This window comes from Mucilaginibacter sp. P2_A5, from assembly GCF_056404995.1.
Map to the genome: position 1 here is coordinate 1 of NZ_JBFUCY010000043.1, position 19416 is coordinate 19416.

General features: G+C 45.2%; 16 protein-coding genes and 1 pseudogene. 8 read left to right on the forward strand and 9 right to left on the reverse strand.

The features are described from left to right. Nucleotides 1-196, forward strand: a pseudogene (locus tag AC1DXF_RS26805) (IS110 family transposase); the annotation flags it as partial. 411 nt (nucleotides 197-607) lie between these two features. Here AC1DXF_RS26805 and AC1DXF_RS26810 read toward each other — a convergent pair. The 4 genes from AC1DXF_RS26810 to AC1DXF_RS26825 all read right to left on the reverse strand — a co-directional run bounded on the left by AC1DXF_RS26810 (nucleotide 608) and on the right by AC1DXF_RS26825 (nucleotide 2646). Beyond that, nucleotides 608-1102 carry a hypothetical protein gene (locus AC1DXF_RS26810; protein ID WP_477451763.1) on the reverse strand — a complete coding sequence of 165 codons (495 nt, stop codon included), beginning with the start codon at nucleotides 1100-1102 and terminating at the stop codon, nucleotides 608-610. Nucleotides 1103-1257: 155 nt separating this feature from the next. Beyond that, entirely contained in the window at nucleotides 1258-1722 is a 465-nt protein-coding gene (locus AC1DXF_RS26815) for an SMI1/KNR4 family protein (RefSeq protein WP_477451764.1), read from the reverse strand. A gap of 88 nt (nucleotides 1723-1810) precedes the next feature. Continuing rightward, entirely contained in the window at nucleotides 1811-2134 is a 324-nt protein-coding gene (locus AC1DXF_RS26820; protein ID WP_477451765.1) for a hypothetical protein, read from the reverse strand. A gap of 92 nt (nucleotides 2135-2226) precedes the next feature. Next, a complete protein-coding gene (locus tag AC1DXF_RS26825) occupies nucleotides 2227-2646 on the reverse strand; it encodes a hypothetical protein (RefSeq protein WP_477451766.1) in 420 nt (139 codons plus the stop codon). A 521-nt stretch (nucleotides 2647-3167) separates the two neighbouring features. Between AC1DXF_RS26825 and AC1DXF_RS26830 the strand changes: the two genes are divergently transcribed. From AC1DXF_RS26830 to AC1DXF_RS26860, 7 genes are all read left to right on the forward strand, one after another. Beyond that, entirely contained in the window at nucleotides 3168-3548 is a 381-nt protein-coding gene (locus tag AC1DXF_RS26830; RefSeq protein WP_477451767.1) for an HYC_CC_PP family protein, read from the forward strand. A 136-nt stretch (nucleotides 3549-3684) separates the two neighbouring features. Then, nucleotides 3685-3930: a heavy metal-binding domain-containing protein gene (locus AC1DXF_RS26835; protein ID WP_439696620.1), complete on the forward strand. Its 246-nt coding sequence runs from the start codon at nucleotides 3685-3687 to the stop codon at nucleotides 3928-3930. 52 nt (nucleotides 3931-3982) lie between these two features. After that, on the forward strand, nucleotides 3983-5257 hold the full coding sequence (locus AC1DXF_RS26840) for an efflux RND transporter permease subunit (RefSeq protein WP_477451768.1): 1275 nt from the start codon (nucleotides 3983-3985) through the stop codon (nucleotides 5255-5257). Then, nucleotides 5254-7146 (forward strand): efflux RND transporter permease subunit, encoded by a 1893-nt coding sequence (locus AC1DXF_RS26845; RefSeq protein WP_477451769.1) that lies wholly within the window; start codon nucleotides 5254-5256, stop codon nucleotides 7144-7146. Before AC1DXF_RS26840 ends, AC1DXF_RS26845 begins: the two co-directional genes overlap by 4 nt. Before the next feature lie 3 nt (nucleotides 7147-7149). Beyond that, nucleotides 7150-8385, forward strand: a complete 1236-nt coding sequence (locus AC1DXF_RS26850) for a TolC family protein (protein WP_477451770.1) — start codon at nucleotides 7150-7152, stop codon at nucleotides 8383-8385. Beyond that, nucleotides 8369-9634, forward strand: coding sequence for a heavy metal-binding domain-containing protein (locus tag AC1DXF_RS26855; protein WP_477451771.1), 1266 nt, complete (start codon nucleotides 8369-8371; stop codon nucleotides 9632-9634). The genes AC1DXF_RS26850 and AC1DXF_RS26855 overlap by 17 nt, the downstream gene beginning before the upstream one ends. Then, nucleotides 9624-10832, forward strand: coding sequence for an efflux RND transporter periplasmic adaptor subunit (locus tag AC1DXF_RS26860; RefSeq protein WP_477451772.1), 1209 nt, complete (start codon nucleotides 9624-9626; stop codon nucleotides 10830-10832). The genes AC1DXF_RS26855 and AC1DXF_RS26860 overlap by 11 nt, the downstream gene beginning before the upstream one ends. A 214-nt stretch (nucleotides 10833-11046) precedes the next feature. On the opposite strand, the gene AC1DXF_RS26865 is transcribed toward AC1DXF_RS26860, so the two are convergent. From AC1DXF_RS26865 to AC1DXF_RS26885, 5 genes are all read right to left on the reverse strand, one after another. Further along, the gene (locus AC1DXF_RS26865) at nucleotides 11047-13167 is read right to left on the reverse strand and encodes an autotransporter outer membrane beta-barrel domain-containing protein (RefSeq protein ID WP_477451773.1); all 2121 of its coding nucleotides are present in this window, start codon (nucleotides 13165-13167) and stop codon (nucleotides 11047-11049) included. A gap of 69 nt (nucleotides 13168-13236) precedes the next feature. Next, on the reverse strand, nucleotides 13237-13368 hold the full coding sequence (locus AC1DXF_RS26870) for a hypothetical protein (RefSeq protein ID WP_477451774.1): 132 nt from the start codon (nucleotides 13366-13368) through the stop codon (nucleotides 13237-13239). Nucleotides 13369-13869: 501 nt separating this feature from the next. Beyond that, nucleotides 13870-15090: a hypothetical protein gene (locus tag AC1DXF_RS26875; protein WP_477451775.1), complete on the reverse strand. Its 1221-nt coding sequence runs from the start codon at nucleotides 15088-15090 to the stop codon at nucleotides 13870-13872. Between the two features lie 25 nt (nucleotides 15091-15115). Continuing rightward, the gene (locus AC1DXF_RS26880) at nucleotides 15116-16903 is read right to left on the reverse strand and encodes a hypothetical protein (RefSeq protein ID WP_477451776.1); all 1788 of its coding nucleotides are present in this window, start codon (nucleotides 16901-16903) and stop codon (nucleotides 15116-15118) included. 684 nt (nucleotides 16904-17587) lie between these two features. Continuing rightward, the gene (locus tag AC1DXF_RS26885; RefSeq protein ID WP_477451777.1) at nucleotides 17588-19381 is read right to left on the reverse strand and encodes a hypothetical protein; all 1794 of its coding nucleotides are present in this window, start codon (nucleotides 19379-19381) and stop codon (nucleotides 17588-17590) included. Between the last annotated feature and the right edge of the window lie 35 nt (nucleotides 19382-19416).

Here is a 19416-nt window from a genome sequence, read left to right on the forward strand (position 1 = left end):
CAAGCAGCCAAAACGGCAAGCAGCCAAAACGGCCATCACACATGATCTGGAAATAAGCGCCTATGCAAAGCGTAAACTTCAAAGCAAAAACTATTCACTGGTGCTGAATAATGTAAAATTCAAGCTGATATTACGTATGTTCTCTCTGGTAAAAAGAGGTGAAATGTATGTGGATAACTATAAGAGATCAGCTTAAAAAGCTTATTTTAAATTAAATTTGGAAATATGGTAAACCTAGAATACGGCACGGAGCATTATTTTTCTATTTTTTCTACAAATGTTATACCCCTACGGGGTTGAATAGCTTAACTTAATAGCATTGGGGAAACCCTTGTGGCAGCGTAGGGTTATACCAATTGCCTGTTCAAATGTCGGGCAGCGGATTTGCTACTAACCTGCGGGTAACAATTCAGAATGTTTTGTTTTACTTAAAAATATTAACCATCAGTTGTGTGCCACCCCGTGTCAGGGTGTACCATCCCGTACCGGTACACACACTTTGGTACCCAAAACTCTTGGAAAACGCACAAAATGCAGGCTTAAAATGCTTCGGGTATCCGAGATTTATATTACCAATTATAAAACCAACGTCCTGCTGTTGTGTTAATTACCTATCTAATCCTAAATGTCTCTTTGCATTATAAGAGATTAAATAATCAGGGTCGTTGATATGTTTTTGAATCAAAGCATCTGTCCTGGTATTATTGAAATTTTTTAAGTAGACAAATGCCGGTATCTTTTGAAACTTATCGTTAAATGTTAAAAATAGATCAATGGCTATATCGATCATTGCGTAATCTAAACTGATTTTAAAAATTGAAGTTGCAATTATCAATTTGACGAAATTATCAGAATTGGTTATTAATAGATTATTCAATACAGGCAGGGATTTAGTTGATTTCATATAGGCCAATGTTTCAACTATTAATATGTCGACTAATTTTTTTTCATCGTTGCCAAGTAATTTTTCGATTAACAAGGATTCTACAATCTGTCGTTCAGAATCATTTAACTGATCAATTATATGCCTGTTCGTAAAGCCTTCCCTATGCTCCCGATTTGACGGCGGAATAATTTGATTGATGAGTTTCGCTATTTCCATATGTTAATTTATTGCGATATCCGGGTGTTGCATATTTATTACTTAGTATTCCTTGACCTTCAGTCAGAGGGCCATCCCAATTAACCATGGGGCGACAGCGAAAAGCCCTTGCGGCAGCTAGGAGAATTAAGCCATTAAAGTTTACAATTTGATTATCAATAGTCCATGCCATACTTTTTATAATCCACTTCACTTTCTGAAATTAATAATTCAAAGAAAAACTGCAGTGATTCGGTAAGTTTCGTTGCTCCAGAAATTGTTTCGTAAAAATATATCTTAGCTAAATCGGCGCTCTGTTGTTTACAACAAATTATCATGCCTCCTTTAACATCGGCAATTGGGAAAAGACCATACTCGTTTAGTTCGTCTTTCACATAATTCCAAACTTTATTTAGCTCCGTTAAGGAAAAAAATACCTCGATATCGATGTAACGGTCAAGTTGTTTTTTTTCCGAATCGAAATTTGCCAATTCGAAAGAAACCTTCTCTGTCTTACCTCCATTGACTTTCTTAATGAAGTCTTTATATTCTTTAGGCAGAACTAAACCATTTTCTTGAATAAAATGTTCAATTTCTGCAGCCGATACTGGGGTGCCGTGCGAAATAAAATACTGTTCCATGGTCTAATTAATTTGGTCTCCACTGGTGCACACGTGCGTGTGTATCCTTGATGTTTTTCTCCATAATTTCCGGTTGTTCTGATAACCTTCAAGAGTCAGTAAAAAAGTTGATAGGAAGTTTTTCTATATCGAACAATTTATTGGCTACCCGTGCCGACCAAATTCCCTTTATATTGGGGCTTAAAGAAAGCTGTTTTTTATCTCTTTGAAACTTCTCTCTTAAATATTTACAAGGGTCTTTTTGAATAGCTTCGTCAATATCTTTATATATTCCGTCAAAAATATCAAAGTAATACACCGGTAAGTCATCATGATATATAAGCCACTGGCCATAAGCCATATCACCTAACTTATAAAGGTGTCTTCTGCCTGTAATAGTAAAAATCGTTATGTCTTCTAATAAAAGTTCCATATTTAGTCACTTTATAATAGCCCTACTTAAAAGAAAAAACTTTCAAACTAAACATCGGTCGCACATACCAGCGACGCTCAGATCAGCTATTACTAATCCAAACGCCTGTAGAGGCTTGCAAATAGGTATGCTGATCCATTAGGTATCGAGAAGCCTTTTGGTACATCTACACTTACATTGGATGGAGGTTGAAAATTAACATCCTGGGAATATATACAAAACCCCTCGTTTTTTATATCAGGATCAGCCAAATATCCAGGCGCTGTTTTGTCCGTTTCAAAAATAAAAATCAACTCTTTACTGTCTTGCTTCTCACAGATATAAAGATTTGCAAATCCTTTTTTTTGCTCCCGGTCTTTTACAGGGTAGGCTTTAAGCAAGACTACCATTGTGCAATTTTTCTCTGTTGCCGCCATGGTGTAATGTTTAAGAACGATATTTAGCGGTACGATGTTGTCAACCTTATTTCTGCAACCGATAACAGTGAATGTTAACAGGAAAAATAATGCCACGCACGTTTTATTTAAAATTCCGCTGTTACCGCAAACCCTACAGTACATTTAACCTCCCTACCACAATTAAAAATACAATATATAAAAACATCAGCCCGATTGTTGTTGGTTTCCTGTATTTTTCACTCACAAAAATTAAAACAGTGACAATAAATATAAAGCACGCTAATTGCAGCCTGCTTCCCATTACATTTAGTGAATGATCGGGCTTCTCGATCATTGGTGCTGATAGAAAATATATCGCAACAAGTTCAATTACAAACAAAATTGGAAAGTGAATTTTCCTGATCATATACTCGCTTATTATTTATGGTAACAGTTTTAAATATCTATCCAAGGCGTTGTAAGTCCACCTTGTGTTTTCGGATTATTTATTACAACTATAATCGATTACAAAGTCAAGCATAGTTACAATACCATATAAATCTACGATGATTCGGTGAACGCAATTATATATATTAACTAATAGTCATATTAAACTCTTCATCGCTAATATCTCAATTATTTTATACCTTAGATTTGTGAAACGCACAGCACTCATTTTAATCGCGGCTATTTACCTGTTATCCTGCGTGGGTATCGGGGTTAACCGTTTTTATTGCTGTGGTAAGTTGGCAGCCGTTACCCTCATTTATGGCGCCGATGACAGCCAGGCCCATAAAAAAGCCGATGACGGTTGTTGCAAAAACGAAAAGCAAAGCTTTAAAATTAAGGATACCCACGTAAACGCCTCGTTATTTACGTTGCAGGTTTTATCGCCGGTGTTGTTGCCTGCCATTAACCACTGGATAGCAGTCATTACCGTTAAAGAATTACCATCCGCTATCGCTTATCAGGCTAATGCCCCGCCGGGGAGCACTGCTATACCGATATATACCCGTAATTGCATTTACAGGATCTGATCCTGTTCCCTCTCTCTTTTTAGTCCTTACCATGTGTAACGGGGCTAACCTTTAAATTAAAATACATCATCTTAATTTATAATCAACGCGCAGGTTTTGCCTGTGTTATTTATCCACTTTTCAATTTTTTTGATCCATGAAAAAAGTAATGCTGATGGCGGTAGCCATCCTGTTTTCTGCGGCAACTGTTTTTGCAGCCAATGTACCAAACGGTAAAATGAGCGCCGATACCACCAAAAAGGCCAAGCCGGCAAAAGTGCAGTACACCTGTACCATGCACCCCGAGGTATTAAGCGATAAACCCGGCAAATGCCCAAAATGTGGCATGGCCCTGGTAAAAAAATCACCTGCTAAAAAGAAACCGGCAGCCATGAAAATGTAATTCATTTAAGCCTGGCCGCCAACCCGCGGCTGGGCTTATCAAAACCATTAAGATGATTAATCAACTTATTAGCCTGTCGTTAAAAAACAGGTATATCGTTTTGTTTATTGCGCTTGCCCTTTTTGCCTGGGGCGCCTACGCGGTAAACGAAAACCCCATTGATGCCATACCCGATCTGTCAGATAACCAGGTCATCGTGTTTACCGAGTGGCAGGGCCGCAGTCCGCAAATTATGGAAGACCAGGTAACTTATCCGCTGGTGAGCAACCTGCAGGGGATCCCGAAGGTTAAAGCCATCAGGGCAACGTCCATGTTCGGGATGAGCTTTGTTTATATTGTTTTTGATGATAAAGCCGATGTATACTGGGCGCGCAGCCGGGTGCTGGAACGCCTGAATTACGCCCAGCGTTTACTGCCGCAAGGTATTACACCCACCCTGGGCCCAGATGGTACGGGCGTTGGCCACGTATTATGGTACACGCTTGACGCCAAAGGCATCGACCTGGGCGAACAGCGCGCCCTGCAGGATTGGTATGTAAAATTGGGGCTGCAAACCGTGCCTGGCGTAAGCGAGGTAGCGTCCTTCGGTGGTTTCGAAAAACAATACCAGATCAGCATCGATCCGCATAAACTCAACTATTATAATATTTCCTTATCGCAGGTACTTAAAGCGGTTAAAAGCAATAACAATGATGTAGGCGGCCGCAAGTTTGAATTGAACGGCACCGGCTATATTGTACGCGGGCTGGGCTATATTAAATCATTGGCGGATGTGGAGAACATAGCCGTTGGCGTTATTAAAACCATCCCCGTACGGGTAAAAGATATTGCTACCGTACAAATGGGTGGCGACGAACGACTGGGCATTTTTGACCAGGATGGCCAGGGCGAAGCGGTTGGCGGTATTGTGGTGATGCGTTATGGCGAGAATGCCGATAAAGTGATCCACGCGGTTAAGGATAAAATGGCCGATATTCAGAAAGGCCTGCCGCCGGGCGTAAAGTTTAAAATAGCCTATGACCGGAGCGAACTGATAGAAAGCGCCGTTAAGTCGGTTAAGCATACGCTGATTGAGGAAATGATTACGGTATCCATTATCGTTATACTGTTCCTGTTTAGCTGGCGCAGTGCTTTGAGCATCATTATCCAAATCCCGATAACTATAGCGGCCAGCTTTATACTGCTCAACGCCTTTGGGATCTCCTCCAACATCATGTCCTTAACTGGTATAGCGTTGGCTATCGGTGTTATTGTAGATAATGGTATCGTAATGGTCGAAAACTCGCACCGCAATTTATCCATCGCACAGCAAAAAGAGCAATCATGACCACAGCCGAAAGAATAAAGATCATAGAAGCATCCTGTAAACAGGTGGGGCGCGGTGTTTTTTTCTCTACCCTCATAATTGTTGCTTCGTTTTTGCCCGTATTTTTATTGGAAGGGCAGGAGGGGAAGCTGTTTGGCCCGCTGGCCTGGACAAAAACCTTTATCCTGGCCATTGATGCCATATTAGCGGTAACACTGGCACCTGTACTCATCTCGTTTTTCCTGAAAGGGAAGTTAAGAACAGATGACCATAACCCCATAAACCGTGGGTTAGAAAAAATATACCGGCCAATACTCAGCTGGTGTGTAACCTGGCGTAAAACTACTATCGGCATTAATATAATTGCCTTGCTGGTAAGCATCCCCCTTTTATTGAGCCTGGGCAGCGAATTTATGCCGCCGCTGGATGAAGGTACCATCCTGTTTATGCCGGTTACCCTGCCCGATATCTCCAACGCCGAAGCCAAGCAACTTTTGCAGGTTCAGGACAGGATCATTAAAAGCATTCCCGAAGTAAAAAATGTGCTGGGCAAGGCCGGCCGGGCCAATACGGCTACCGATAATTCGCCCATCAGCATGGTTGAAACTATTATCCTGTTAAAACCCAGCAGCGAATGGCGCAAGGGAATTAAAAAGGAAGATATCATCAATGAGCTAAACGCCAAACTACAAATTCCCGGCGTGGTAAACGGCTGGACACAGCCTATTATTAACCGCATCAATATGCTCTCTACAGGTATCCGTACCGATGTGGGCCTAAAGGTGTACGGGCAAAACCTGGATACCATTTATGCTTTATCCAACCAAATGAAGCAGGCTTTGCAGGGCATAAGCGGGGTAAAAGATTTATATGTTGACCCGATAACGGGCGGCAAATACCTGGATATCCGGGTGAACAAAGATGCCATAGGCCGCTATGGGTTAAGCGTTGATGACGTAAATGAAGTGGTAGAGAGCGCCCTGGGCGGCATGAACCTTACCCAAACTATTGAAGGGCGCAGGCGCTTTAGCGTAAACCTTCGCCTGGCGCAGGATTACCGGAGTAATTTGGAGGATATTAAGCGCACGCTGGTACAAACACCATCCTTTGGTCCCGTGCCGCTATCATCTGTGGCGGATATTAACATTAGCGATGGTCCGGCCATGATCCAGTCGGAAAATGCGCTGCTGCGCGGCTCAGTCCTGTTTAACGTGCGCGACCGCGACCTGGGCAGCACCGTTCAGGAAGCGCAGGCCAGGTTAAACGCGATGGTTAAATTATTGCCTAAAGGCTATTTTATTGAATGGAGCGGCCAGTATGAGAACCTGATCCGGGCAGAGCGTACTTTAAAACTGATTCTTCCGGTTGTGCTCATTATCATATTTGCCTGCCTGTATTTTGCGTTTCATTCCATCCGCGAGGCATTTTTCAGCCTGATCAGTATTCCCTTCGCCTTAATAGGCGGGGCTTACATGGTATACTTTTTCGGGGTGCATTTATCAGTAGCGGTAGCTGTTGGCTTTATCGCTTTGTTTGGTATCGCTGTAGAAACGGGGATTGTAATGGTGATATACCTTAATGATGCCATGCAGCAGCTGGTTGCCTTAAAAGGGAATTCAAAAGAAAACATCAGCAAAAACGATCTGCGCGAATACGTAATGAACGGGGCGGTAAAACGGCTGCGGCCAAAGCTCATGACCGTTTGTGTTGCCTTATTTGGCCTGGTGCCCGTGTTGTGGGCAACCGGCACCGGCAGCGATGTGATGCTGCCCATTGTATTGCCTATGATAGGAGGCGTATTAACATCTTCTACCCATATTTTGCTGGTTACACCCCTCATTTTTTTGATGGTGAAAGAGTATGAGCTGAAAAAATATGGCAGGCTGGAAGTATTGGATGTAAAGGAATAAATTATGAAAACGAAGTATCAAATTATATATATCCTGCTCATCTGCCTTACCTGTGCAACCGCGCAGGCGCAGGAGCACTTGCCGCTGGATAGTGTTTTGGCCAAAATAAATGCCAACCCGGCCTTGCTGGCATATGATGCCACGATAAGCGCGCAGGATGCCTACGCCACGGGCGCCAGAAACCTGGACGCGCCAAAAATTAGCGCCGGGCAATACCAAACACCATACCGGCTAAACCCCAATGGAGGGGCCCTGATGATACAGGCCGAGCAAATGTTTACCAACCCCGCCAAACTGAAAGCAAAGGAGGCTTATATGCAGGGGATGTCAAAAATAACCGCGGCTGATAAAGGCTATATAAAAAACCAGCTGCTGGCCCAGGCCAGGCAATATTATTATGAGCGGGTGGTGCTCGAAAAAAAACTGGTCTTGCTTCAAAATACAGAAGGCCTGCTGCAATACATGCTAAAGGATGCCAATATCCGGCTCTCCTATGGTAAAGAAAAGCTGCCCAATATTTACAAAGCCAAAGCCGAACTGTTTGAACTGGATAACACCCGCGAACAATTGAATAACGACATAAATCAGCGTAACATTATGCTGAACACCCTGATGGACCGGGACCGCCAAACCGCTTTTACCGTAGATACAAATGTTATGTACCAGGAATATGAGGGTGCCATAGTTGATACGGCTGCACTGGCCGCGCAGCGCAGCGATATTAAAGGGATCAGCCGCAGTATTGAACTACAGCAATTGAACGCACAGGTTGAATACAACAAGCGTAAGCCCGATTTCGGCATCCAGGCGGCACATATGCAAAGCTATGGCGGGTATGCCAACCAATACGTGCTGATGGCATCAGTTACCATACCCATTGTGCCCTGGGCGTCTAAGGAATATAAGGCCAACCTGAAGGGCATCCGATATGAGGTGGCAGCATTGCAACAAAAAAAAACCGATCTGCTTAACCAGGCCCAGGGGCAGTTAGCCGGTTTAAGAACCGACATCGGTAGCAAAAAGCGGCAGCTGAACAACTATAACCAGCATATTATCCCCGCGCTGCAAAACGCTTATAAAACCGCTTTGCAGGCATACGATCAAAATACCGGCGACCTGCCCACCGTACTGGATGGCATAAAAAGCATGCAAGCAGCCCGCATGGCAGCCCTTGACCGGTTACAGGAACTTTTAACATTACAGGTAGCTTATGAAAGGGAGTATGAAAACACTAAATAAAATCTTTGCGGTGCTGCTGTTGGTTGAATATATGCTATTGAGCGCCTGCGGCAACCCAAAACCGGCCCCAGCTGCACAAACCCAGGCCAAAAGTGATGTGAAATATACCTGCCCCATGCACCCCCAAATTATGGAGGATCATCCCGGCAGTTGCCCCATTTGCGGCATGACCCTGGTGAAAAAAACAGGCCAGGCCAGTGAGGAGGCTGGTATCAGCCTCGGCACGGTTTTACAGCCGGTTAACAGTAGCGTTGTTTCGTCGGTAACTGCCATTACGCCTGTTCAAAAATCCATCGCCACCGAAATTTATGTCGATGGTTACCTTGATTTTGATACCCGTACGTTTAACAACATAGCATCCCGGTTTTCGGGGCGGATAGAAAAATTGTATATCAAATATGCCTTCCAGGAAATTCATGCCGGGGAGCGCATTTTTGATATTTATAGCCCGGATATGGTTACCGCCCAGCAAGACCTGGTATACCTTACCCGCAACCCGGCGCCCGAGCCCGAACTGGTAAACGCCGCCCGCCAAAAGCTCTTGCTGCTGGGCATGACCATGGCACAGGTAAACCAGGTAGCTAAAACCGGCAAAGCCTTTTACAGCCTGCCCGTGTACAGCCCTTATACCGGCCACGTGCATGACACGCAGCATAGCCAGATGGCAGGAGCACCCGCTACCGAAATGCCAAATGATATTACGGCTAACCAGCCCCTAACTGTTAAAGAGGGCATGTATGTAACCAAAGGGCAAACCTTGTTTAATGTTGTTAACCCGCACAGGCTGTGGGCTATTGTTAAAATAGACCGGTCATCAGTTTCGGCTTTAAAATTAAACCAGCCGGTTGAGTTGCGGCTGCCCGATATGCCCGGTAAAACCATCAGCGGTAAAGTGAATTTTATCGAGCCAACCCTGCAGCAGGGCGATAAAACCACCAGTATCCGGGTTTATGTGGATAATATGGATCATAGCCTTAAAGTAAACAGCCTGGTAAAAGCAAAAATACAAACCGGCAGGGTCGACGGCTTATGGATACCCAGGGAGGCGGTTATTAACCTTGGGCAAACACAGGTGGTATGGCAAAAAAAGGGGGCGGTGTACCAGGCCAGCCAGGTTAGTACAGGCCCGGTAAACGGCAACTACATCCAGGTTACCAAAGGGCTGGTATTTACCGATAGCCTGGCCTCCAACGCGCAATATTTAACCGATAGCGAAAGCTTTATTAAAGTACAAGGCCATGAACAGTAACCAGTTTTTAAGATATTCATTTTTTTTGCTGTTGGCGGTTTGCCTGATTGCCGCCTGTAAGCAAAAGCCGCAGGTGCCGGATGCGAAAACAGCGGTGCTGCCCAAAGCATACTACACCTGCTCCATGCATCCGCAGGTGCATGAGGAGCATCCCGGTAATTGCCCCATTTGCGGCATGAAACTGATTAAGGCTGAACTTACCGCCGCGGCCGCCAATGCCGCTCATATAAGCATAACGCTAACCGCTACGCAACAGCAGTTAGCAGCCATACAAACAGATACCATCGGCGCAAAAAATACCGATGCCCAAAAAATGCTTACGGGTACCGTTACTACCGACGAAACCGCCGCCCGGGAACTTAGCGCCAGGACAGCCGGCCGGGTACAGCAGCTTTTTGTACGCGCCATTGGTGACCAGGTAACCAAAGGCCAGCCCGTTTATACCCTTTATAGCGAGGATTTGCAGGAGGCCGAAAAAGAATACCTGCTGGCCCGGCAGCAACAAAAGCTGCTGCACAACCCCGATGTTGATTATAAACAACTGATTGCCTCGGCCGAAAGCAGGCTGCGGTTATGGGGATTGTCGCAAACACAGATCAACAACCTGGCGGCTTCAGGCAAAGCCGCGGCCACAACCACTATACTAAGCAATGTAAGCGGAACGGTTAGCGAAATAGGGGTACACGAGGGCGACTATATTACCGAAGGCATGACCATTTTAAAAACCCAATCGCTGAATAATTTGTGGGTGGAGGCCCAATTGTACGCAGGTGAAAGCGGCAGCTATAAAGTAAACGACCGGGTAACCCTATCATTCCCCGACCTGGGCGGGCAAACCATCGACGGCAAAATAGCATTTATCAATCCCGAAATTTCAGATGCCTCCAGAATAGACCTGGTACGCATCAGCGTGCCAAACCCCAAAGGCTTATTAAGGCCGGGCATGCTGGCTTATGTAAGCGCGGCTACAGGCAATAATCAATCGCTGGCAGTACCTGCATCGGCCGTTTTAACCGATGGCAAAGGCAGCAAGGTATGGGTAAAAAACACCGACGGCAGTTTTTCGCCCAGGAAAGTTACCGTAGGCCCCGGCAACCCGCAATACGTGCCCATACTTTCCGGCCTAAACAATGGCGATGTGGTAGTAGCAAACGGAGCTTATTTATTAAACAGCGAAGCCATATTTAAAAATCCTTAACGCGGGCAGGGGGGATATACGCAACACCCCGGATGCGATTAACATCCGGGTGTTGCGTATTTATTACTTAGCATGGCGTTTACCTATCAACAGGCTACAAGGCTGGACCTTGCGGCAGCAAAAAGAGTTGAAAATTTATTATTTACATGTTTACCGGCGAAGGTCCCCGCGAAATGCCCCCGTGCGTCCTGGTTGACTTTATTTTGGCGTTCTATTATTTTTTTTGTTTTTTTAATGCCTCAACATCTTGTTGCAGTTGCTTTACCTCCTTGTCTTTCTCAATCAAATACAGCGTCAGCTCTTCCACCTTTTTTAGCAACAGCGTATTCATTTCGCCAAGGTTAACGCCGTCCTTTTTGATTTGCTGTGCCGATGGGATTTCGGGCAGGTGCTCGTTTTGGTCGATGTAAGTTTTTACATCGGTTAACGAAGGCAGGGTGTAGTCTTTTTTGAAAACGTAATCGGGCCACGAACTTCTCAACTGCACTGTGATTGATGTTGCTATAGCACTACCATTGACGGCAAACTGATAACCCGTGGGTATGTAAGATGTGTTAACCCCTACCTGCGATGACCCATTAATCACCAGTGAAGTTGAATTCATGCCGGCACCACCCGGATTATAAACCTGTAAAGCTAAATAATCTGAACCAGCGGTTGTACTCCCCGTATGTTGAAACTGATAGCCAAACCTGGTATTGTCGTATATTACTCCTGTGGCAACTTTTCTGTTAAAACCCAAAGAACCGCTTCCTACTGATATTTTTTCGACCGAGGCGCCAAAAATAGAGAACCCTTTTACATCCAGCATATCATTTGGTGTTGTTGTACCAATTCCTATATTTCCGGTTCCGTCAATAACCAGGTCATTGCCATAATACCATTGATTGCCAGTACCCATTTTGTTAAACGACCTCCTGGTACCAATAATCATTTTTCCGGTAGCGTTAGAACCGGTGGCTGTACCGGCTACGGTGATAATTCTTCCTTGTCCCCATATGTTGGTTCCGTCGGTATTTGCTGGGATTGCAAATTCCAATTGTGCGCCGCTAGTGGCCGACCGGGCACCTGTATTCGCTTGAATGATTAACCCGCCACCATTCATGAGGTGCGCGTTATCGGCGTCGGTATTAGTGCCAGTACCGACAATATGAAGGTTTGTTGCAGGTGTCCAGGCCGAATTGTCATTTGTACCTATACCCACATTTCCGGTTCCGCTAATCCTCAATGCTACTTTGCTTTTAATATCAACATCGGTAAGTGTTTGTGTGCCTGCTCCGTTTGAAGCAATAGGTGCAATGGATACTGTTCCAAATACATCGCCAAAAATTACCCCGCTGCCGTTATGGGCCCCGTCTCCTTCAATCGTCCAGTTTGAAGGTGAACTGCTCCCTATACGCGCAGCATTAAAGCCAATGTACGATGTGCCATAATTCAGATCGACACCGGAGGCATTGCCAATCGAAAGCTTATAAGCGCCGTTATTGACCTGAAACGTGGAAATAGGAGCAGAAGTAGCTATGCCTACGTTACCGCCCGAACTGACCCTCATCCGCTCCCTATTTACACCATCGGCACCTGCGGTGGTGAACCGTAATGCCCCTGGAACAATTCCACTTACCGGAGTTCCATCAACCTGTACAATAATCTGGCCCGAGCGTTGCGCTGTAGTGCCGTCATTACCATAAAAATCAAGTAAGCCAATCCAGTCACCATTCTGCAAACCCAGGGGAGCGGCCGATGTACCGCGCGAACGGCCGAAATATAAGCGGGAGCCCTGCCAGTCGGTATTGTTGTACGACTCAAAGCCAAAATCAGCATATGAGCCACTATTGGTGCTTCTTGTCAAAGTGTTATGTATATGAAATGGGTAAGAAGGAGCGGTTGTACCGATGCCGATTTTACCATTTTGATCGATAGTTAAGCGGCGGGTATTAGCCGTAACCAGGCTCATAGTAGGGGCGTTTGCGTACGCGTTGGCGCTTTCGAACAGCAGGCCGCCCATTTTGTCGGTTTCGCTTACTGCGCTTTCGCTCGATAGTTTAAATATGATGCCCAGCTGGCGCGACATAATATCTGCGGTAGCGCCCGGGTGACGAACAGTTAATAATTCGGCAAACGGCGTTGATCCGCCGATACCTGTTGTAATCTCCAATTTAGGAGTAACCGAGGGAAACAGGGCCGATGATGCATGAATGGTGTACGGGGCTGCCGACCCAATGGTAACACTGCCGGTATTAGTGTTGAAAATATTATTGCCGCTGGTAGTCCACTGTGCGTGTGCAAATGCAGAAACCAAAAGAAGTGGGGTAATGATGAAGATTATTTTTTTCATGATTAAAAAGGGGATGGTAATATTGAGTGATATTTTGGTTAAATTAGGTAAGTCCACATGAACAGTGCATTAATTAAAAAGAGCATTTTGTGCTGATAGCAGGGCGATGGTGGCCGGGTACTGTTGGTGAAAATATCCTATGCCCCGGTTTTTGAAGCCGGATAATATTTTGATTACAGGAGATTTAACGGGTGTATTCATTTGGATAAGGTTGTTGGGCCACGCTAAAATAAGCATCTGGGTTGAATTGCGAAAGAAATTCAGATGAATAGTTTGATATCTAAATTAATACTTGAATATAGTTGCGCGGTTAAAAACCAGGACTGGGGGATGTTGCCAATGGATTTTTGGAACAAGAAAAAAGAGAATTAGCTAATGAATGCTGAACCCCATCTTGTTTCTGTGAGCTACGACTTCTGTGGACACGATAAATTTTCGGGGGATGGTTAAAAAAAATGCAGGCTTAAAATTATACTTTGTTGATTTACAGTATGATAAATCGCATTAGGGATAGCAGAGGAAAGCCCGTAGCATGCGCAGGCATTAATTCCCGGCATGCAGGCCGCATGAAAAAAAATAAGCCAATTGCTTTACGGTCTTCGGTGCAAAGTACCTCTTAACTTAGTAACATTGCACGTGTACCAGCCAAGGGTAACGGGTTATACTTTTGCTTTATATAAATAAATTGAGAAACGAACGGATTTATTGCTTTTCTCTCTTTGTCAGTAATTCCAGTTGTTGCTCCATCTTCTTCATTCTTTCCTCCTGTTCGGTTTGTTTCTTATTGCTTTCAATCAAATACAAAGTCAATTCCTCCACTTTCTTCATTAATAGTTTATTCATTTCGCCCAGGTTGATCCCATCTTTCTCAATTTGCTGTGCCGATGGGATTTCGGGCAGGTGCTGGTTTTGGTCGATGTAAGTTTTTACGTCGGTTAGCGAGGGCAACGTGTAATCTTTTTTGAAAACATAATCGGGCCAGTTGGCAACAGTTTTTACGGTAACTGCGGTAGCAATCATGCTGCCGCCAACAGCCAGCTTATAAAGTGAATTGGAGAGGTTCCAGGCTGAGTTATCTGTGGTATTTATGCCCACATTCCCGGTGCCGCTAACCCTGAAAGCTATTTTGCTTTTGATATCAGCATCGGCAAGTGTTTGTGTGGTTGTTCCATTTGAGGCAATAGGGGCAATGTATACCGTTCCAGAAATATCGGTATAAATTACACCACCGCCATTATGGTATCCGTCTCCGTCGATAATCCAGTTTGATGAGGGCGAACCGGTTCCTATCCGGGCTGCGTTGAAACCAATATAAGCCGTGCCATAGTTCAGGTCGGCGCCGCCGGCGCTGCCAACCGAAAATTTATTGAAAACACTATTGACCTGAAATGTGGAAACGGGAGTTGAAATGTTAACGCCTAATTTCCCGGTAATACCTACGTTCCCTGCCGAACTGATCCGCATCCGCTCGGTATTGACACCATCGGAGCCAGCCAAATTGAACAGGAATGCCCCGGGCACAATGCCGCTTGATGGGGAGCCATTGGCTATAAGAACAAGCTGGCCCGAACGCTGACCTGTGGTGCCGTCGTAGCCATAAAAATCAAGCCAGCCAATATTATCTCCATTTTGCACTGCGAGAGGGGCGGTTGCAGTTCCCCGGGCCCGTCCGAAATACTGGCGCGATCCCTGCCAGCCGGTATTGTTATAGGAATCCATACCAAAGTCGGCGTAAGAGCCGCTGTTGGTGCTTCGTGTTGTAGTATTGTATATATGAAATGGGTAAGCGGGGGTGGTTGTACCGATGCCAACATAATTACCAATACCAACAGTGGTTGGGCCGCCAAGTGTTGTTGTCCATTGGGCATAAGAAAAGTGGCAACCGAAAAGCATTACGGCAAGGGATAATAGATTTTTTTTCATTTTTTTATTTGGTTTAGGCTTTAATTTATTTCGATTTATTCTTTTCCAATTCACTTACCCGGGCCTGGAGCGATCGTAGGAGTGCGTTTTTTTCTGTGTCTTGCTTATCCTTCTCAATCAAATACAGCGTCAATTCCTCCACTTTTTTAAGTAGTAGTTTGTTCATTTCGCCCAGGTTAACGCCGTCCTTTTCGATTTGCTGTGCCGATGGGATTTCGGGCAGGTGCTGGTTTTGGTCGATGTAAGTTTTTACATCGGTTAATGAAGGCAACGTGTAATCTTTTTTGAAAACATAATCGGGCCAGTTGGCAACAGTTTTTACCGTAACTGCGGTTGCAATCATGCTACCGCCAACAGCTAGCTTATGAGGTGAATTGGAGAGGTTCCAGGCCGAGTTATCTGTGGTGCCTATGCCCACATTTCCGCTACCCGAAATAACAAGCTTATCTGATACAGTTCCTGCATTGTTGGTAGCAAAGCGCAACGAGGTAGTTGGAGTAACATTTACTGCGCTTTCTCTATACGTGTATACTTGTGCCCCCAAAACATCGGGCGAAGGAGTTACGGGTGTGTAAAAATTTATGGCCGCGCCTTCGCCGGCCAGTTCATCTCCACCATTTCCTCTAAGTTCTAAACGCAGCATCTCGGTAACAGCGCCCTGCGTCATCGGCTTACTTACGTGCAAAGGTGTAGCGGGGCTTGTTGTGCCAATTCCTACGTTCCCCGCCGCATTGATCCGCATCCGCTCGGTAGCGCCCGGGCTAAATGATAATTGTTCTGAAACAAATGTTCTGAAATCCCATACTGGGTTATCATCGGTAGATGTAGCATATACGTCTAATCCTCCCGTCGCTGTCTGTATCAGAAGTCCTCCGGCTCCGTTAGGAGATGCTCCCCCTACTCCTTTTAAAATAACTGTTCTGCCCAGTACATTGTTGCTACCTCCAAAATTCGCAGTCCCGTTTACATCCAGTTTATAATAAAGGGGATTAGTAGTACCAATACCCACATTACCGGCCGAATTGATGCGCATCCGTTCCAGATTAACGCCATCAGCGCCAGCGGTGTTGAATGCAAATGCCCCGGGAACAATACCACTTGCAGGAACTCCATCTACCTTAAAAATAAGCTGACCCGAACGCAGCGCCGTGGTACCATCGTGACCATAAAAATCAAGAAAGCCAATAAAATCTCCGTTTTGCATGGCCAGGGGCGAGGCTGTTGTGCCGCGGGAACGCCCAAAATACAAACGCGAGCCTTGAACGGAATTGTTGAACGATTCGAAGCCAAAGTCGACAGTTGATCCGTCATTGGTGCTTCGTGCTGTAGTGTTGTACAAATGAAATGGGTAAGTAGGGGCGGCTGTACCGATGCCAATTTTACCATAGTAATCGATAGTTAAGCGACGGGTATTGGCCGTAACCAGGCTCATGGTAGGGGAATTGGCATAGGCGTTGGCACTCTCGACCAGTATGCCACCCATTTTGTCTGATTGGACTGTTGCGCTTTCGCTTGATAGTTTAAATAGCATGCCCAACTGGCGCGAAATAACATCAGAGGTAACGCCCGGGCGGCGGATAGTAATCAGGTCGGCAAATGGTGTAGTCCCCCCGGTACCGGTTATAATCTCCAATTTAGGAATCGATGACGGAAACAGGAGGGCTGACGCGTTAATAGTTGTTGGGGTTGTTGCTCCGATGGTAACACTGCCCGTATTGGTATTGCTGATATCAGGAGTGGTGTTAGTCCACTGAGCGTGAGCAAATGCAGAAGCTAAAAGAAGCAGGGTAGTAACAAAGATTAATTTTTTCATGATTAAAAGGGGATGGTAATATTGAGTGATGGTTTGGTTAAATTATGTAAGCGCACACTAACAGTGCATTAAAATAAAAAGGGCAATTTGTGCTGATAGCAGACCGATGGCGGCCAGGTACTGCCGGTGAAAATATGCTATACCCCGGTTTTTGAAGCCGGATAATATTTTGATTACAGGAGATTTAACGGGCGTATTCATTTGGATAAGGTTGTTGGGCCACGCTAAAATAAGCATCTGGGTTGAATTGCGAAAGAAATTCAGATAAATAGTTTGATATCTAAATTAATACTCGATTATAGTTGCGCGGTAAAAAACCAGAACTTTGGGGGCTACAATGGATTTTTGGAGCAAAAAAGGAGAATCAGGTAATGAATGACGAACCCCGCCTTGTTTCTGTGAATCATGACTTCTGCGAACGCTATAAATTTAAAGGTTATAGTTGAAAAGATGTCGGCTTAAAATTATACTTAGCTGATTTAAAACGAGTTGTGTATAGGAGAGGAAACCCGCAGCATGCGCGGGCATCAACCCCGGCATGCAGGCCACAAGAAAAAATAAACCAATTGCTTTACGGTCTTTGGTGCAAATAGTCGCTTAACTTAGTAACATTGCGCGTGTACCAGCCAAGGGTAACGGGTTATACTTTTGCCTTTATAAAAATAAATTGAGAAACGAACGGATTTATTGCTTTTCTCTCTTTTGCAGTAATTCCAGTTGTTGCTCCATCTTCTTCATTCTTTCCTCCTGTTCGGTTTGTTTCTTATTGCTTTCAATCAAATTCTTATTGCTTTCAATCAAATACAAAGTCAATTCCTCCACTTTCTTAAGTAGCAGCTTATTCATCTCGCCCAGGTTAACGCCATCTTTCTCAATTTGCTGTGCCGATGGGATTTCGGGCAGGTGCTGGTTTTGGTCGATGTAGGTTTTTACGTCGGTTAGCGAGGGGAGCGTGTAATCTTTTTTGAAAACGTAATCGGGCCAGTTGGCAACAGTTTTTACGGTTACTGCGGTTGCAATCATGCTACCGCCAACAGCTAGCTTATGAAGTGAATTGGAGAGGTTCCAGGCTGAATTATCTGTGGTACCTATGCCCACATTCCCGCTGCCCGAAATAACAAGCTTATCTGATACGGTTCCTAAGTTATTGGTAGCAAAGCGCAACGAAGTAGTTGTGTAAGCATTTACAGCACTTTCCCTAAACGTGTATATTTGTGCCCCCAAAACATCGGGCGAAGGAGTTACGGGTGTGTAAAAATTTATGGCCGCGCCTTCGCCGGCCAGTTCGTTTCCACCATTTCCTCTGAGTTCTAAACGCAGCACCTCGGTAACAGCGCCCGGTGTCATCACGGTGCTTAGGTGTAAAGGAGCAGCGGGGCTTGTTGTGCCAATTCCCACGTTGCCATTGTATAACCATGTCATCACTTGCTGATCAGGGGCGCCATTTATATTACTCGCTCCATTCACAAACAGATCTAATTTACTACCCCATAGGCTTGGTCCGCCATGTCCTATCCTAAATTCAGCACTTTCATTATAAGAATAATCAGAAGTTCCGCTTCTCATAAGTTTAAATACAGATTTTGTTGGTGCAACAACTCCATCAGGTTTACTGTCCGATGATTCGAAAATCTGGAAGCGACTTGTAGGGTTTGTGGTGCCAATTCCGACATTGCCTGCCGATGTGATCCGCATCCGCTCGGAAGTGACGCCGTCGGAGCCTGCCAAATTGAACAGGAATGCCCCCGGTACAATGCCGCTTGATGGAGCGCCATTGGCCATAAGGACAAGCTGGCCCGAGCGCTGGAAATTGGTGCCATCATGCCCATAGAAATCAAGCCAGCCAATATAATCTCCACTAATCGCTGCGAGAGGGGCTGTTGCCGTGCCCCGGGCCCGTCCGAAGTACAGGCGCGATCCCAGCGACGATGCGTTATTATACGACTCAAGACCAAAGTCGGCATACGAACCGCTGTTGATGCTTCGTGCTGTAGCGTTGTACAAATGAAATGGGTAAGAGGGAGTGGTTGTACCGATGCCTATTTTGCCACTTTGATCGATAGTTAGGCGACGGATATTAGCCGTAACCAGGCTCATGGTAGTGGAATTGGCATAGGCGTTGGCACTCTCGACCAGTATGCCACCCATTTTGTCTGATTGGACTGTTGCGCTTTCGCTTGATAGTTTAAATAGCATGCCCAACTGGCGCGAAATAGCATCTGGGGTAGCGCCCGGATGGCGAACAGTAATCAGTTCGGCAAATGGTGTAGTCCCGCCGGTGCCGGTTATAATCTCCAATTTAGGAATCGATGAAGGAAACAGGAGGGCTGACGCATGAATGGTGGTTGGGGTTGTCGATCCGATGGTAACGCTGCCCGTATTGGTATTGCTGATATCAGGAGTGGTGTTAGTCCACTGAGCATGAGCAAATGCAGAAGCTAAAAGAAGCAGGGTAATGATAAAGATTGATTTTTTCATGATAAAAGGGGATGGAAATATTGAGCGATGGTTTG

Bases quoted from the DNA above. Each gene is read 5' to 3' on its own strand.
- AC1DXF_RS26815 (WP_477451764.1), bottom strand. From the start codon at position 1,722: ATGGAACAGTATTTTATTTCGCACGGCACCCCAGTATCGGCTGCAGAA.
- AC1DXF_RS26810 (WP_477451763.1), bottom strand. From the start codon at position 1,102: ATGGAAATAGCGAAACTCATCAATCAAATTATTCCGCCGTCAAATCGG.
- AC1DXF_RS26860 (WP_477451772.1), top strand. From the start codon at position 9,624: ATGAACAGTAACCAGTTTTTAAGATATTCATTTTTTTTGCTGTTGGCG.
- AC1DXF_RS26840 (WP_477451768.1), top strand. From the start codon at position 3,983: ATGATTAATCAACTTATTAGCCTGTCGTTAAAAAACAGGTATATCGTT.
- AC1DXF_RS26845 (WP_477451769.1), top strand. From the start codon at position 5,254: ATGACCACAGCCGAAAGAATAAAGATCATAGAAGCATCCTGTAAACAG.
- AC1DXF_RS26855 (WP_477451771.1), top strand. From the start codon at position 8,369: ATGAAAACACTAAATAAAATCTTTGCGGTGCTGCTGTTGGTTGAATAT.
- AC1DXF_RS26880 (WP_477451776.1), bottom strand. From the start codon at position 16,903: ATGAAAAAATTAATCTTTGTTACTACCCTGCTTCTTTTAGCTTCTGCA.
- AC1DXF_RS26865 (WP_477451773.1), bottom strand. From the start codon at position 13,167: ATGAAAAAAATAATCTTCATCATTACCCCACTTCTTTTGGTTTCTGCA.
- AC1DXF_RS26875 (WP_477451775.1), bottom strand. From the start codon at position 15,090: ATGAAAAAAAATCTATTATCCCTTGCCGTAATGCTTTTCGGTTGCCAC.
- AC1DXF_RS26850 (WP_477451770.1), top strand. From the start codon at position 7,150: ATGAAAACGAAGTATCAAATTATATATATCCTGCTCATCTGCCTTACC.
- AC1DXF_RS26820 (WP_477451765.1), bottom strand. From the start codon at position 2,134: ATGGAACTTTTATTAGAAGACATAACGATTTTTACTATTACAGGCAGA.
- AC1DXF_RS26885 (WP_477451777.1), bottom strand. From the start codon at position 19,381: ATGAAAAAATCAATCTTTATCATTACCCTGCTTCTTTTAGCTTCTGCA.
- AC1DXF_RS26870 (WP_477451774.1), bottom strand. From the start codon at position 13,368: ATGAATACACCCGTTAAATCTCCTGTAATCAAAATATTATCCGGCTTC.
- AC1DXF_RS26835 (WP_439696620.1), top strand. From the start codon at position 3,685: ATGAAAAAAGTAATGCTGATGGCGGTAGCCATCCTGTTTTCTGCGGCA.